The sequence below is a fragment of the Streptococcus parauberis NCFD 2020 genome, from assembly GCF_000187935.1.
Lineage (GTDB): Bacteria > Bacillota > Bacilli > Lactobacillales > Streptococcaceae > Streptococcus > Streptococcus parauberis.
This window is the reverse complement of record NZ_AEUT02000001.1, coordinates 1,064,234-1,078,651: the sequence shown is the minus strand read 5'-3', so window position 1 is coordinate 1,078,651 and position 14,418 is coordinate 1,064,234. Positions and strand designations below refer to the sequence as shown.

The 14,418-nt window shown below is 35.7% G+C and carries 13 protein-coding genes and 1 pseudogene; 11 read left to right on the top strand and 3 right to left on the bottom strand.

What is annotated here, in order from left to right; all coding sequences use genetic code 11:
• Positions 1–53: 53 nt before the first annotated feature.
• The gene (recX, locus tag SPB_RS05375; protein ID WP_003104695.1) at positions 54–830 is read right to left on the bottom strand and encodes a recombination regulator RecX; all 777 of its coding nucleotides are present in this window, start codon (positions 828–830) and stop codon (positions 54–56) included.
• A gap of 115 nt (positions 831–945) precedes the next feature.
• Between recX and rlmD the strand changes: the two genes are divergently transcribed.
• The 5 genes from rlmD (at position 946) to SPB_RS05350 (ending at position 5,548) form a co-directional block, all read left to right on the top strand.
• A complete protein-coding gene (rlmD, locus tag SPB_RS05370; protein WP_003104978.1) occupies positions 946–2,301 on the top strand; it encodes a 23S rRNA (uracil(1939)-C(5))-methyltransferase RlmD in 1,356 nt (451 codons plus the stop codon).
• Between the two features lie 307 nt (positions 2,302–2,608).
• Positions 2,609–3,526 (top strand): amidohydrolase family protein, encoded by a 918-nt coding sequence (locus SPB_RS05365; protein WP_003105791.1) that lies wholly within the window; start codon positions 2,609–2,611, stop codon positions 3,524–3,526.
• Positions 3,526–4,200, top strand: coding sequence for a putative quinol monooxygenase (locus tag SPB_RS05360; RefSeq protein WP_003104186.1), 675 nt, complete (start codon positions 3,526–3,528; stop codon positions 4,198–4,200). The genes SPB_RS05365 and SPB_RS05360 overlap by 1 nt, the downstream gene beginning before the upstream one ends.
• A 115-nt stretch (positions 4,201–4,315) precedes the next feature.
• A complete protein-coding gene (locus SPB_RS05355; RefSeq protein ID WP_003103302.1) occupies positions 4,316–4,936 on the top strand; it encodes a GNAT family N-acetyltransferase in 621 nt (206 codons plus the stop codon).
• A 30-nt stretch (positions 4,937–4,966) separates the two neighbouring features.
• Positions 4,967–5,548 carry a GDSL-type esterase/lipase family protein gene (locus tag SPB_RS05350; RefSeq protein WP_003104832.1) on the top strand — a complete coding sequence of 194 codons (582 nt, stop codon included), beginning with the start codon at positions 4,967–4,969 and terminating at the stop codon, positions 5,546–5,548.
• 44 nt (positions 5,549–5,592) lie between these two features.
• On the opposite strand, the pseudogene SPB_RS11235 reads toward SPB_RS05350, so the two are convergent.
• Both SPB_RS11235 and SPB_RS05335 read right to left on the bottom strand, forming a co-directional pair.
• A pseudogene (locus SPB_RS11235) lies at positions 5,593–6,879 on the bottom strand (IS3 family transposase).
• Positions 6,880–6,944: 65 nt separating this feature from the next.
• Positions 6,945–7,847 (bottom strand): LysR family transcriptional regulator, encoded by a 903-nt coding sequence (locus SPB_RS05335; protein WP_003105683.1) that lies wholly within the window; start codon positions 7,845–7,847, stop codon positions 6,945–6,947.
• Positions 7,848–8,008: 161 nt separating this feature from the next.
• Here SPB_RS05335 and SPB_RS05330 point away from each other — a divergent pair, with 161 nt between their 5' ends.
• The 6 genes from SPB_RS05330 to SPB_RS05305 all read left to right on the top strand — a co-directional run bounded on the left by SPB_RS05330 (position 8,009) and on the right by SPB_RS05305 (position 14,410).
• Positions 8,009–8,845, top strand: coding sequence for a sugar phosphate isomerase/epimerase family protein (locus SPB_RS05330; RefSeq protein ID WP_003104556.1), 837 nt, complete (start codon positions 8,009–8,011; stop codon positions 8,843–8,845).
• A gap of 37 nt (positions 8,846–8,882) precedes the next feature.
• Positions 8,883–9,740: an SDR family NAD(P)-dependent oxidoreductase gene (locus SPB_RS05325; RefSeq protein WP_003105209.1), complete on the top strand. Its 858-nt coding sequence runs from the start codon at positions 8,883–8,885 to the stop codon at positions 9,738–9,740.
• A gap of 41 nt (positions 9,741–9,781) precedes the next feature.
• Entirely contained in the window at positions 9,782–11,059 is a 1,278-nt protein-coding gene (locus tag SPB_RS05320) for an MFS transporter (protein WP_003104018.1), read from the top strand.
• A 74-nt stretch (positions 11,060–11,133) separates the two neighbouring features.
• Positions 11,134–12,360: an MFS transporter gene (locus SPB_RS05315; RefSeq protein WP_003105797.1), complete on the top strand. Its 1,227-nt coding sequence runs from the start codon at positions 11,134–11,136 to the stop codon at positions 12,358–12,360.
• Positions 12,361–12,376: 16 nt separating this feature from the next.
• Positions 12,377–13,261, top strand: a complete 885-nt coding sequence (locus tag SPB_RS05310; protein ID WP_003104997.1) for a shikimate dehydrogenase — start codon at positions 12,377–12,379, stop codon at positions 13,259–13,261.
• A 174-nt stretch (positions 13,262–13,435) separates the two neighbouring features.
• Positions 13,436–14,410, top strand: a complete 975-nt coding sequence (locus SPB_RS05305; RefSeq protein WP_307877779.1) for an alpha/beta hydrolase — start codon at positions 13,436–13,438, stop codon at positions 14,408–14,410.
• Positions 14,411–14,418: the final 8 nt, after the last annotated feature.

Genomic DNA, 14,418 nt, shown 5'->3' with positions numbered 1-14,418 from the left:
TATCAGACTTATTTTATCATAAAAGTAATATAAAATCACTCAATTTGAGTGACTTATAAGTATTCTCGTAATTCTCTATTTATATCGTCACTGTCAAAACCTTTTCGATATAAAGCTTGGAAAAGTCTTTGTTTCAGATCATAACCATCATATTTTCGTGAATATTTACGATAGGCTTTTTCTAATTCTTTTGCCAATAAGTCATCAGTATTATCATCATATTCATTGAAATCAAAAGTTGCTTTAACAGATTTGATTTGGTCGAATGAAAAGCCTTTGGAAACCATTTGCTGGGTTAGCTTATCTTGAAGTGCTTTAGGAGGTAGTTTACCTTGAAATTTTTTAATTATTTTATTAGCAACTTTATCGGCAATTTCAGTAAAGTCATTATTCTGTAGTTCTTGATCGATATAATGGGAGGAGATTCCTTTTTGCATTAATTTTTGTTTCAGAATCATTGGTCCTTTATCACCATTTAATTCATTTTGTCGGACATAAGACTCAACATATTTACGGTCATCCAACCACTTATCTTTCTCTAAATCTGTTATAACTTGTTCAATAGTAGCAGAATCAATCTCATGTTTTTCGAGATATTTTTTGACTTCATTTTTTGTTCTCACTTGGAATGAAATATGATATAGCGCTAAGTTCTTTCCGTGTGAATAGTGAGCGAATTCTTGGATTTGTCTTAATTGGTCAGCAGTGATGGTCATCCCTTTACTGAGCATAAAGCGAACAATCGTATCTTCTGTAACATACAATTTCTCAGAGTCATCCATCTCAACTAAGTATAAACGTTTTTTCTTTTCAATTTTACTGATTTTCATACTAATCATTATACCAAATAAATGGTAAAATAGATGGTGACAGCTTTGAGATGATAATTATTTCCAAATTAAAGCTTGGGTATTATAAGAGTAGAAACAAAGTAACGGGGGCAGTATGAACTATCTTAAAGAACGACAAAAAATTCCATTAAAAATTAAACGAATAGGAATTAATGGTGAAGGTATTGGTTTTTATAAAAAAACCTTAGTATTCGTACCTGGTGCATTAAAAGGAGAGGATATTTTTTGTCAAATAACCTCTGTCAAACGAAATTTTGTCGAAGCAAAGCTATTAACCATAAATAAAGTCTCAAAAGATCGTGTAGAGCCAAGATGTCCCATCTATAAGGAGTGTGGCGGGTGTCAAATTATGCATTTGGCTTATCCAAAGCAGCTCGTGTTCAAGACTGATGTCATCCGACAAGCCTTGAAAAAATTTAAACCTGAAGGTTATGAAAGTTATCCAATCCGTGAAACACTTGGTATGGATGAACCTTGGCATTATCGAGCCAAACTGCAATTTCAAACCAGACAATTTGGCGGAAAAATTCGAGCTGGCTTATTTGCTGAGAATAGCCATCACTTAGTCACGATTGAAAATTGTTTAGTTCAAGATAAAGATACTCAACTTGTGATTAATAGTATTGTAAAATTATTAGATAAGCACAAACTTCCTATTTTTAATGAGCGAAAAATTGACGGCTTACGAACAGTGATGATTCGCAAAGCTGTGGCAAGCAAAAAAATACAAGTCATTCTGATTACTAGTAAAGCTTTAAGATTAACTGACTTTATTAATGATTTGGTTAAGGAGCATCCTCAAATTATGACAATTGCACTTAACCATAACAAATCAAAATCGAGCGATATCTACGGGGAGTCAACAGAGATTATTTGGGGAGAAGATAAAATTGAGGAAGAAGTCTTAGACTATCAATTTAGCTTATCCCCACGAGCATTTTATCAGCTCAATCCCAAGCAGACACAAGTTCTTTATCAAGAAATAAAAAATGCTCTACAAGTAACAGCAACCGACCATATTATTGATGCTTATTGTGGAGTTGGGACAATTGGCTTTGCTTTTGCTAATCAAGTTGCTAGCATCAGAGGAATGGATATCGTACCTGAGGCCATCGCTGACGCCAAACAAAATGCACAAGATTTGGCTATTGTTAATACCTTGTATGAAACAGGAAAAGCTGAGGAAATAATCCCTAAATGGTATCAGTCAGGTTACCGAGCTGATGCTATAATAGTAGACCCTCCAAGAACTGGTTTAGATGATAAACTATTGCAAACAATTATTACTTATCAGCCAGAAAAGATGGTTTATGTCTCTTGTAATACATCAACATTAGCTAGAGATTTAGTTTCTTTAACAAAAGTTTACAAGGTTGAGTATATTCAATCAGTCGATATGTTTCCTCATACAGCCAGAACAGAAGCAGTAGTTAAATTAACAAAAAAATAAAGTTCATGAAAAACAGAAAGCTATTTTTTCAAAAATGGCTTTTTCTTAAAATTACCAAAAAAACCTATTATAACAGTCTAGGAAAGTTGTTTACATAATTATTTATATTACAAAACGATAATATTATTATATAAATGTTTGAGTTTCCACAACATTTAGAAATCGCCTGTACAGGTATTTCTTGTGTTAATAACGTCGTAAAGAAAATTAAGCAATCTCTTAATTGAAAAGAGACACAAAAGAAGTTAGGGAAACCCTTAACTTCTTTTTTTTGCTATAATGGAGAAAATGAGAAAAGAGACTTAAGATGGAAAAGATTGATTGTTTTGCCCATGTCTTATTACCCAAATTTAAAGCAAAAATTTTGGAAGTGGCACCAGCTATACCAGAACAAATGCCATTTATTAATCATCCCCTCTTAACGGATATGGAAGCACGTCGTCAAGCTCAAAATGCTGGCGTTAAACAAATTCTATCTTATGTGAATACCAATCCCGAGGACTATCTTGATCCTGACAAAGCTATTGAACTTGTTCAATCAGCAAACATTGAGTTGGTAAATTTAGTCAAAGAGAATCAAGATATTTATGCTGGTGCAGTTGCCATGCTTGCTCTTAACAATGTCTCGGAATCAGTTAAGCTCATTAAAGAAGAAGTGGCAACGAATCCACTTATTTTTGGGATTCAACTTTTCACCCGACATCTGGGACAATCTCTTGCTCATCCAGATTTTAAACCAATCTTTCAAATTTGTGCAGATCTAGACATTCCCATTTGGCTTCATCCGGTCTTTGACACGCGCAAGCCAGATAATAATATCATTTTCTCTTGGGAATATGAGCAAACGCAAGCCATGCTCCAAGTGGTCCAAGCTCGTTATTTTCAAGAATTTCCCAATCTTAAAATCATCGTCCATCATGCCGGAGCTATGGCCCCCTACTTTGCGGAGCGCATCAACCATATCCTTCCAGAAAAGCTAGCCGAAGATTTCCGGAAATTCTATGTTGATACCGCTCTTCTTGGCAACCCCAAAGCATTAGAGCTAGCTGTCGACTATTTTGGCTTTGATCATGTCCTTTTTGGAACGGATGCCCCTTTAGGAATTGCTCCCGCAGGTGCAACAGTGGAGATCATCCAAGCTATTGAGGAGCTACCACTCACAGAGGAGGCCAAAGATGGCATCTTCCAAGCTAATTTGCTGCAGTTAATAAGAGGAGAGTATTGATGAATCAACTGAGCCAAGCACCAATCATCAGATTATTTAACCTGAGCATTGATCCGACAAGTCAGTACCAATTTTCAGCAGTCGGACGAGAAAATTTGCTAGCTTCTTTGGAAAAAGAAGAAGGCACACTATTTATGGCGACTTGTCATTTACCTGGTCAAAAGGGTATGAAATTGGTTTATGAAATTTATCAAGACCAAGCAGCCTATGAAAAACATGTCAGCTCTGAGCACTTTCAAGCATTTGCAAGTTATGCAGGACAGTCTGTTCGTGAGCGTCAAGTGATTAGTTTACAAGCTGAGTTACTCTTTGAAAAAGAAGGTAAAAAAGCAATTGACACTGCAAATGAATATTCAATTCGATTAGCAAAAATTACTGTAAAAAAAGAGGATGCTTGTCAGTTTCGAGATATTGTTGCTATTGAAATGGAAAAGGCTGTTCAAGTTGAAGAAGGTGTTATTTCCCTCTTTGCGGCGCGTGATCAGTCACAGTTGAATCAATGGTATTTCTTTGAAATTTATCAAGATGAGAAGGCTTACTTGTCCCATATTGAGACAGAGCATTTTAAAACCTATATTAGGGATGCTGCTCAATTTGTTGGTGATAAACAGTTAAATGTTCTTTCAGGAGAATTAGTAATTAGTCAAGGCGGCTTATCCTATCAAACACAATAACGATGTTTTCTATGCTAGACGTTTTTTATAAACCTAATCCTAACAAAAATGTTATGATTAGGTTTACAAGTATTTATGAAATAATTAACTCTGTTTAGCGAAAGGAAGTGACTCTTTGACTGTTCTCATTAGGCAAGTAAGGCTAGAAGACGCAAAAGCCTCACTTGCCATTTATCAACCTTACGTAGAAGAAACAGCTATCAGTTTTGAATATGAATTGCCTTCTTTAGTAGAGTTTACAAAAAGAATCAAGGCTATTCAGTCTGCTTACCCTTATTTAGTCCTTGAAAAAGATGGCGTCCTAATTGGCTATGCCTATGCTTCAGCATTTCATGAGCGTCAAGCCTATGCCTGGTCTGTAGAGGTAACCATTTATTTAGATCAAAGTGCGCGAGGGCATGGTTTAGGGCAAATACTCTATCAAGAATTGGAATGTTTATTGGAACAAATGGGATTTCTGAATCTGAATGCTTGTATAGCTTGGACAAAAGAAGCTTCTCCCTTTCTAAATAATCGCAGTCAAGCCTTCCATCAGAAACTTGGATACAAAATAGTTGGTCACTTTAATAATGCTGGTTTTAAGTTTAACAGTTGGTTTGATATGATTTGGATGGAAAAGTTGATTGGTCAGCACACCAGCCAACCCCCAAAAATTATATCTTTTTCAGAGCTTTTAGCCAGTAAAAACTTGGTTGAACCTTGGCAAGTTCTGCTCACTGAATCTGAAAATAACTGAGTAGCCATTCCTAAAAGAGAAGGAGAATCTATGAAAATACATGTGACAGGCGATAGTTTGATGGCAAGACATGAAGACGCCGATATCCCAATGGTCAACATTAAATTGTATGACTTAGATCCGACATTGAAAGTGACTAATTCGGCTATTTCGGGTAATAGCACGCGCGACTTGTTAGCTCGCTATGATGACATTATCATGGATACTCAATCAGAGTATTTGTTTGTGTTGGTCGGTACAAATGATTTATCAATAGACAGAGATGTCAGCCCCCTTGAATTTGAAAAGAATCTGAACCAATTGATTGATATCTTTGAAACACGCTTTGTGACACAACGGATTCACTTTTTGCTGCCACCTCCTGTGGATGAAGCAAAGCAGAAAAAAAGAACCAATCAACGATTGGTCCAATATGGTCAGCTGATTACTAAAGTTTGTCAGGAAAAAGACTGTTGTGTTTTAGATTTGAATCAAGCTTTCCGTGATGCTGCAACACCTGAAGTATCACTTGAAGACATTCTCGTTGGCATCAAAGATGATGGCTTGCATTTTGGAGAAAAAGGCTATGAAATTCTAGCCAAAACCATCAATGGTGCCTTGAAACGAAACTAAAAGAGCTAAGATATGAAGTGATCCCTAAAAGTTAGACAGTATATTTAAGATAAGGATTGAGTTCTGTATTGTACAGGACTCAGTCCTTTTAATGTTAGTTTGATTCGTTTAGTATTGTAGTAGTTGATATATTCTGAAATAGCTTTTTTCAGTAGAAAGATTGCATCATGCCATTATCTAAGCTATTGCCTTTACGAGACATTGAGGGTTTCATACCATGGTCTTCAAGAAACTTATGATAAAACGCATGTTGGTACTGCCAAGCTTGGTCGCTATGTAAAATGGTTCCCAGATATATTTTCTCTGGAAAAGCACTTTCAAGCATGGTTTTTAGTTGTTTTAAATTCGGTGAACTAGAAAGACTATAAGCAATAATTTTACCGTTATAACCATCAAGAACTGGTGATAAATACAGCTTAATCTCACTGATAGGAATGGAGAATTCCGTTACATCAGTATAGCACTTCTCGAGTGGCTTCGAAGCTTTAAATTGACGCTTAATAAGGTTATCAGCTTTCTTTCCGACTTCTCCCTTATAGGAGTTGTAACGACGATTCACACGAATTCTAGCTTTCAAACCAAGTTCTGTCATAAGGCGTTGAACCTTCTTATGGTTGACTTGAAGTCCTCGGTTTCTGAGTTCAAGATGAGTCCTACGATAACCATATCTTCCCTTATGTTCGTTATAGATATTTTTAATAATCTCTTTTAAATCACTGTCTTTATCACCTCGAGCCAATCGTTTGACTTGATAATAATAAATTGATCGAGATAGATTCAAAATATCTAGCAATAAAGCTAGATTGAATTCCTTGATTAATTCTTGGATAATTTCTGTTGCTCTCTGAGCCTTGCTTCGTTCCTCAAGCGGAATTCTCTCAGCTTTTTTAGCACGGCATTCTCCGCTCTAAGGCATTCATTTTCATATTGAAGACGCTCTAATTCAGTCATCTCTTCTAGCTTTTTCTTTGGTTTACGTCCCATTTTCCTAGGTCTCCCTCTTGGTTTTTCAAGAATAGTATACCCGTTTTTCTTATATTCTGTCATCCATATTGACAAGGTTCCCTTGTTAGGTAAGGCATAATCTAAGGAAACTCTATCTGAGACTTGCCTCTTAGTAAAACATTATCAATAATTTGCCTCTTCAATTCAGGAGGATAAGACTTACTCTTTTCTTTACGAACACTTTCTAATCCATGCTTATCAATAAGTCGGACTAGATATTTTAGATTGGAAACGTTGATATCATATTTTTGACTGAGAATTCTCCAAGAGCAACCCCTTTGTCTTAACAGATAAATCTCAACTTTATCTTTGTAACTTAGCTTCATACAAAAAGCACCCTATTTGTTAGATTGTTTGTCTAACTTTTGGGGTGCACTTCACTGTTTGGGTTTTATTTTGACATTTGTTCGATTTGATATTGGTTGGTGACATAATTGATAAAGGATTTGATTGCTGGGGGTTGGGAGATATTGTTTAAATAGGCCATATAATAGTAGCGTGATTTTTTTAGTTCATCTAATTCAATTATTTCGACGTCTAATGTTTTTAAAAAATCTAATTTGGGTAGGATAGCAATACCAAAGTTTTGTGCAACCAAACCAGCAATTGTCTCATCTTCTTCAATTTCAAATTGAATTTTCACCTGATCCATTTGGTCTTGATATAATTTTTCAACAACTGGTCGGACACCACTCTTTTTTGAAAACCAAATTTGTGGATAGGCTAATGTATCTGCGATAGAAACATGTTCTTTTTGAGCTAATTGGTGATTTTTAGGAACTACAATTACCATATCCTGAACAGCAATTGGTATATAAGTTATTTGTGGGTTTAATCCAATTTTAGAACAAAATGCTAAATCATAACGACCATCAATTAAGCCTCTTAATAAATCTTCAGTCATCCCGCTATCATTATAGAAGATGAAATTAGCTGGTGAGTTAGGATTATCTGTTAAGAACTGCCGTGTTAAATTAGGAATCACCCGATGACTTAATACCCTAAGTAATGCAATTTTGATATTAAATGATTTGATTGTTTGTGCTTGTAAGGTAGCAACACTATCATCAATTAAATTTAAAGCTTCTTGGATATTTTTGGCAAAAGCTTTACCATTTTCTGTTAAAATGATGTTTCGCCCTTTTTTCTCAAATAAAATCACTCCTAATTCACTTTCAATAATTGAAATAGCATGACTAAGTGTTGGTTGCGTGATATGTAATTGTCTAGCTGCTTTTGTATAGTGTTCTAAATTAGCTAACGTAATAAAATACCTTAAATGCTGTAGATTCATTCTAAATCCCCCTCATAATCCTAAATTTATCTTATCACAACATATAAATTTTTTCTATGAAAACCCGTACAAAAATCAATTTGTTTTTGTGATTTTTTTAACTTATAATGAATTTGTAAATGAATGTTAACTTTTTAACAAACTTTCAAGGGGGACTTAGCATGTCAAAAACATCACCAATCACTATTAGTTCTTGGACTTTAGGGGACACTTGCCTATTTGAGGATCGTGTTAAAGCGGCTAAAGAAGCAGGTTATGAAGGAATTGGACTTCGTTCAGAAACTTACGTAGATGCTTTAAATGAAGGTTTAACTGACCAAGCTATTTTAGATATCCTAGCAAAATATGATATCAAAGTAACAGAAGTTGAATACATTGTTCAATGGGCAGAAGAAAAACGTTCTTACGAGCAAAAATATAAGGAACAAATGTGTTTCCATATGTGTCGTTTGTTTGAAGTGGGTCATATCAATTGTGGCTTAATGGAAAATTATTCTATTGAATACACTGCTCAAAAGTTGAAAGAACTTTGTGGCCGTGCTGGTAATTTAATCATCGGTGTAGAACCAATGCCTTACAGTGGTTTACCTGATTTTGATAAAGCTTATGCAGTTGTTGAAGCCTCTGGCTGTGAGAACGCAATGCTAATTCTTGACACTTGGCACTGGGTTCGTGCAGACCAACCTTATCGTCAGTTGACTAAGGAACAAGCTGCTAAAGTCATTTCGATTCAAATCAATGATGCTTATGAACGTGCTTATGCACCAGCTATTCTCCGTGATGAATCAATGCATGACCGTCTTGCACCAGGAACGGGAGCTAAAGACACTAAAGGCTTTGTTGAGATGATTAAGGAAGCAGGAATTAATCCAAAAGTCATTGGTGTTGAAGTTATTTCGGATAACATTTTGGGACAGGGCTTAGACTATGCTAGTCAGTTTACTTATGATAACACTGTTAAAGTTTTGAGTGAAGCTTGGCCAGAACAATTAGATTAAATTATTTTTATAGGGTATAATAGAAAAAGGAGAAATTATGACAGAGCAATGGTTAGGTTTGGACGGAAAAGTCGCAGTTGTAACAGGAGCTGTTGGAGGAATGGGTAAAACTATTGTCCAAGAATTTGCAAAACAACATGTTAAAGTTGTCTTACTTGATATTAAAGAAGATGAATTGAAGGCTTATGCAGAGGAAGTTAAAAGTCAATATGGCGTAGAAACATTAGCTATTGTGACAAATTCAACTTCAGAAGAAGCAGTTGAAAATGCGGTTGCTAAAACAGTTGAAACTTTTGGTCAAGTTGATATTTTAGTAAACACAGCTGCTATGCTTCGTGCTTGTCCGCTTGAGGATTTACCACTTGAAGAATGGCGTCAAACAGTTGATATTAACTTAACAGGTTATTTCTTAGTATCTCAACGTTTTGGTCGTCAAATGATTAAGCAAGGACATGGAAACATGATTCATGTTTCAACAATTGCCTCTGTATTCCCAGAAACATATTCAGCAGCATATAGTTCAACAAAAGCCGGTGTTAACATGATGTCTCGTCAAATGGCTGCTGAATGGGGTCAATTTGGCCTCAGAAGTAATTGTATTCAACCATGTTTTGTTAAAACACCTTTATCTGAAGCATTTTATGCTGATCCTGAAGTAGAAAAAGGTCGTAAAGCTTTAACAGCTAATAAACGGATCGGTAACACAATGGATATTGCTAATGCTGTTATGTATTTGGCAAGTGATCGTTCAGACTATACTAATGGTCATGAGTTACGTGTAGAAGGTGGTTTCGGTATTATGATGGGTGACCAAACACCAAAACCTGGTGGTCGTCGTGAGTATGCTGAAAAAGAGCATAATGCTTACTTAGAACGTATCAAGGCTAATAAGTAATAAGGATTAGCCAGCTTTGTCAGGCTAGCAAGGGAGAAAAGATGTTTAAAAACAACAAATACAACTTTACAGCAATCCTTTTATGGATGACTTACTTTTGTCATGGGATTCAAGCTATTATTATTTCGCAAAATGCAGATTTCTTCGCCAACAAATGGGGCGTTGAAGCAGCAGCTGTCTTTGCGGTTATCGCATGGACTGGTTTAGGAAAAATTTCCTTTTTAACTTTCTCTGGTTCTCTATCAGATAAAGTAGGTCGTAAACCGCTTATCGTTATTGGTCTTATCGGCTTTGTGATCATGTTTGGTTCCTTCTTGGTTGCTAACAACCTCTGGATGGCCAATATCTTAGCCTTTATCGGTGGAGCAATGACATCACTCTATGATGGTGCGATTAATCCAGCTTTGTTCGAAATGTACCCTGAAAATAAATCAACAGCTTCAATTTTCAGTAAAGCTTTCATTTCAATTTCATCAATGTTATACCCACTTTTAGTAGCATTCTTAGTTAGTCATAAAATGGCAATTGAAATTGGGATTATGGTTCCCTTCATTCTCAGTATTATTGTTTTAGCAGGTGTTTTAATCGCTCGTTTCCCAGATAATGATATTCGTAAAGAAGAAAAGGTTTCAGCGCGTGAAGCAATTAAAATCTTAGAATCACGTCAAAGTGTTGTGCCAACTACAACTGAAGAAAAGACTGTCACAGTTCGTCGTACAGCAAACTTTGCAGTTGACGGTGTTATCCTTTCAGCCTTTGCCTTCACAATCTATTCTACATTCTACTTATTCCAACAAGCTTCTAAATTATATGCACAAAATGTCATTCATATGTCCGAAACAAGCGCAGCATCCGTTACTTCTTACTACCAATTAGGTGGTTTGATTGCAACAATTGTTTTCTCAATTATGATGGCGCGTGGTATTCGTGACATTGCCTTGCTTGTTATTAGTCCTATCTTTGCAGGTCTTGCAGGATTACTCGTTTACTTTGTACCAACAGCAACAACTTTAACAATTGCCGGCATCGTCATTGGTTTCTTCGCAGCTGGTGGTCTTCTCCAAATGGGTAACGCTGTATTAAACCAATTCTTTGATAAAAATAAAGGTCGTAACACAAGTATTTACTATTTTGTTATGGCATTAGGTTCATACATTGTTCCAATGTTAGCTTCAAAATTAATTGCTGCTAACAGAGCTGATCTCATTATGCTCTTTGTATCAGTTTGTGGTTTTGCTTCAGCAGCACTTATGTTCTTTGCTGGAAAACGTTACAGCCATATTTTTGGAGTATCAGTCTTTTCAAACTCAAAAAAATAAAAAATTAGACAGTAGAATGAAAGAGAAATCTTTCATTTTAACTGCATTATAGCAATAAAGGAGATTAACCCCCGATGAAAAATAAGTATGTACCGACTATTGGTGCACTTTATATAAACTATATTTTTCAAGGTATAGCGGCTATTATCATTTCACAAAATATGACTGTTTTAGAGGGTAGATGGCAAGCTTCACTTAGTCAAATAACATTAGTGATTAGTGCTATTGGTTTTGGCCGAGTTCTAAGTGTCAATTTAGCAGGTTTCTTATCTGATTACTTAGGTCGAAGAAAAACTGTTATTCTTGGTGTTTTATCCTATATAATTTTTTACTTAGGTTTAACATTTTCAAACTCTTATATTTTGGCCTTTATTTTTGCTATCTTTGCAGGTATTGGAAACTCATTTCTAGATACATCAACCTATCCAGTTGTTGTTGAAGCTTTTGAGGATCACAATAACAATAGTGCCCTAAGCGTTTTAAATAAAGCATTTATTTCAGTTGGTCAGTTTATCTTACCATTAGTTACCAGTTATATTTTTAGAAATCATCTCTATTTTGGTTGGACTTTTATTGCATCCGCAGTTTTCTTGATAGTAAATATTTTCTTCCTTGCTAAACTTCCATTTCCTAAACTTTTTGGGAATAGTGAAAAATTATCTGAAGAACAACTATCAGAAGACACAAAATTGTTATGGGTACAATCAAATTTTGCCATTGAAGGGGTATGTCTATTAATTTTTTCACTGGTTTCCGTGTCACTCTTCAATATTTTTATTATCTGGATTCCTACTTTTGCTGAAACTGTTGTCGGAATTGCTAAAACAGATAGTTTAATGTTTGTCAGTCTCTATAGTATTTGCTCATTTACTTCAGTATTTATCACATCAGCAGTTGTTAAACGTGGACTTAATGTTGTCAACTTCATGATTTTCTGTACAACGATCACAGCACTCGCAATTACGGGAATGGTTATTCATCCCAAATTGGTTACAGTAGTAATAGCTACTGTGGTAATCGGAGTTTTCGCTGCAGGAGGTATCTGGCAATTGGGGCTTGCCACACTTTTGGACTTCTTCCCACAGAGGAGAGGTTTAGTGACTAGTTATTATTCTTTAGCAACTTCACTTTCTGTTATGGGAGCACCATTTTTAACAGGGGTCGTGGCTGAGAAGAGTATTGAGTTAGTCTTTGTTCTAGTTGCTGTATTAGCACTATTAGGGTCAATTGTTTTAACTATCGTTTCGTTTCGTTATCAAAAAGTCTTTCATTCTGAGACTAACATAATAGATATTCATTAAAAGAGAGGTAATTCTTATGTCAGAACGTTTATCAGGTCACACTTTATTAATTTCACTTATAGCTACACCAATTCGTCACAGCCTATCTCCAAAAATGCATAATGAAGCTTTTGCGAAATTAGGCTTAGATTATGCTTACCTGGCTTTTGAAGTTGGTAATGAAGAATTAGCTGATGCTGTACAAGGTATACGTGCTCTAGGCATTCGTGGATCAAATGTATCAATGCCAAACAAACAAGCAATCATTCCTTATCTTGATGAAATTTCACCAGCAGCAGAATTAGTTGGAGCAGTTAATACCGTTGTCAATAAAGATGGCAAAGGACACTTAGTTGGTCACGTTACTGATGGAACAGGTGCAGTTCGTGCATTGGCTGAAGAAGGTGTGGATATTAAAAATCAAATTATCACATTAGCTGGAGCTGGCGGAGCAGGAACTGCCATAGCCGTTCAACTCGGCTTAGATGGCGCAAAAGAAGTTCGTATCTTCAACCAAAAAGATCCAAGTTACGCAAATGCTGAAAAAACAGTTGAAAAAATTAATGATCGCACAAATACTAAAGCAAGTGTCTGTGATTTAGCAGACCAAGAGGCCTTCAAAAAATCAATTGCTGAATCATCAATTTATATTGATGCCACAGGTGTCGGAATGAAGCCTCTGGAAGATCATAGCCTTATCAATGATCCAGAAGTTATTCGTCCAGACCTTGTAGTTTTTGATGTTGTTTATAGCCCTGCAGAAACAAAATTATTGAAATTCGCTAAAGAAAACGGTGCTAAAAAAGCAATAAATGGACTTGGCATGATGTTGTATCAAGGTGCAGAAGCATTCAAATTATTCACGGGAGAAGAAATGCCTGTAGAATATATCCGTGATTTATTATTTAATGAAAAAAACTAAATAGTATTTAGAAAGACTCATTCATGTAAGTATGAAGTACTAACATGAGGAGTCTTTTTTGTTTTCCAAATATATTTATCTATAGAAATAAATTATGAATTCGCTTTCTAAATTTTATGGAAAATCTTTGTGAAAAAGTTATCAAATCATGTTAAACTATTAACAAGATTAGAAATGAAAGGTAATTTAATTATGGAATTAAAACCATTCCCCGGATATGAAAATCATCTTTTTAGCTATTTGAGTGACGAAAGTTCTGAAACTAAAGCAAGAAAAGAAGCACAAGGAAAAGCTATGATGGATTTTCAGCTTCCAGAAGATATGACTATGGAAGATATCATGATTCCAGGTCCAGATAAGGATCAAGAACTCCAATTACGACTTTTTAAAGCAAAAGATTTACCTAAGCATTCACCAATTATATTGGATATTCATGGAGGAGGTTTTGTTGCTGGTACAGTTGCCCTTGATAATGCGCGATGTCTAGCATTAGCACAACGTGTTCCAGCAATTGTAGCTGCAGTTGAATATCGTCTATCAGGTGGAAAAAAAGGTTATCATTTTCCAATGCCACTTGAAGATTGTCATGCAGCCTACATGTATTTACATGACCATGCTGAGGAGTTGGGTGGAAATCCAGATTTAATGGGTATCCATGGGTCAAGTGCGGGAGGAAATCTTGCAGAAGGTTTAGCCCTTTATCTAAGAGATCGTAATGAACCAATGCCTAAATTAACAGTTCTCAATTGTCCAACCTTTGATACAGCTATTGAAGAGTTATACTCATTCCAACAACTAATTCAACTAAAAATGGGACCAGATAAGAAAGCTTTAGGTGCAGAAGCAACCTATCTAGGAGGCTATAATGGTCAACAACCATCATATTATGCTTTCCCAGGCCTTTGCCATGATATAGGAGGACTTGGTCCGACAATGATTATTGCTGGTGAATATGATACCTTACGAGACAGTGCTTGGAACTATACTCAGAGACTTCTACGCGCCGGTGTTCCATGTGAGTTCTTCTTGGCACCGCGACTCGGACACTGTTTTACTGCAGCCCCACACCCATATACCGACTTTGTCCATGATATGATGGCATGGTCCTATAAAAGAGAATTTGGTCTTTTGAACAATTTAAAAAATTGAGGAGATAA

What these genes read in the sequence shown, in the direction of transcription:
- recX (WP_003104695.1), bottom strand. Translation starts at nt 830, where the DNA reads ATGAAAATCAGTAAAATTGAAAAGAAAAAACGTTTATACTTAGTTGAG.
- rlmD (WP_003104978.1), top strand. Translation starts at nt 946, where the DNA reads ATGAACTATCTTAAAGAACGACAAAAAATTCCATTAAAAATTAAACGA.
- SPB_RS05365 (WP_003105791.1), top strand. Translation starts at nt 2,609, where the DNA reads ATGGAAAAGATTGATTGTTTTGCCCATGTCTTATTACCCAAATTTAAA.
- SPB_RS05360 (WP_003104186.1), top strand. Translation starts at nt 3,526, where the DNA reads ATGAATCAACTGAGCCAAGCACCAATCATCAGATTATTTAACCTGAGC.
- SPB_RS05350 (WP_003104832.1), top strand. Translation starts at nt 4,967, where the DNA reads ATGAAAATACATGTGACAGGCGATAGTTTGATGGCAAGACATGAAGAC.
- SPB_RS05335 (WP_003105683.1), bottom strand. Translation starts at nt 7,847, where the DNA reads ATGAATCTACAGCATTTAAGGTATTTTATTACGTTAGCTAATTTAGAA.
- SPB_RS05330 (WP_003104556.1), top strand. Translation starts at nt 8,009, where the DNA reads ATGTCAAAAACATCACCAATCACTATTAGTTCTTGGACTTTAGGGGAC.
- SPB_RS05325 (WP_003105209.1), top strand. Translation starts at nt 8,883, where the DNA reads ATGACAGAGCAATGGTTAGGTTTGGACGGAAAAGTCGCAGTTGTAACA.
- SPB_RS05320 (WP_003104018.1), top strand. Translation starts at nt 9,782, where the DNA reads ATGTTTAAAAACAACAAATACAACTTTACAGCAATCCTTTTATGGATG.
- SPB_RS05315 (WP_003105797.1), top strand. Translation starts at nt 11,134, where the DNA reads ATGAAAAATAAGTATGTACCGACTATTGGTGCACTTTATATAAACTAT.
- SPB_RS05310 (WP_003104997.1), top strand. Translation starts at nt 12,377, where the DNA reads ATGTCAGAACGTTTATCAGGTCACACTTTATTAATTTCACTTATAGCT.
- SPB_RS05305 (WP_307877779.1), top strand. Translation starts at nt 13,436, where the DNA reads ATGAAAGGTAATTTAATTATGGAATTAAAACCATTCCCCGGATATGAA.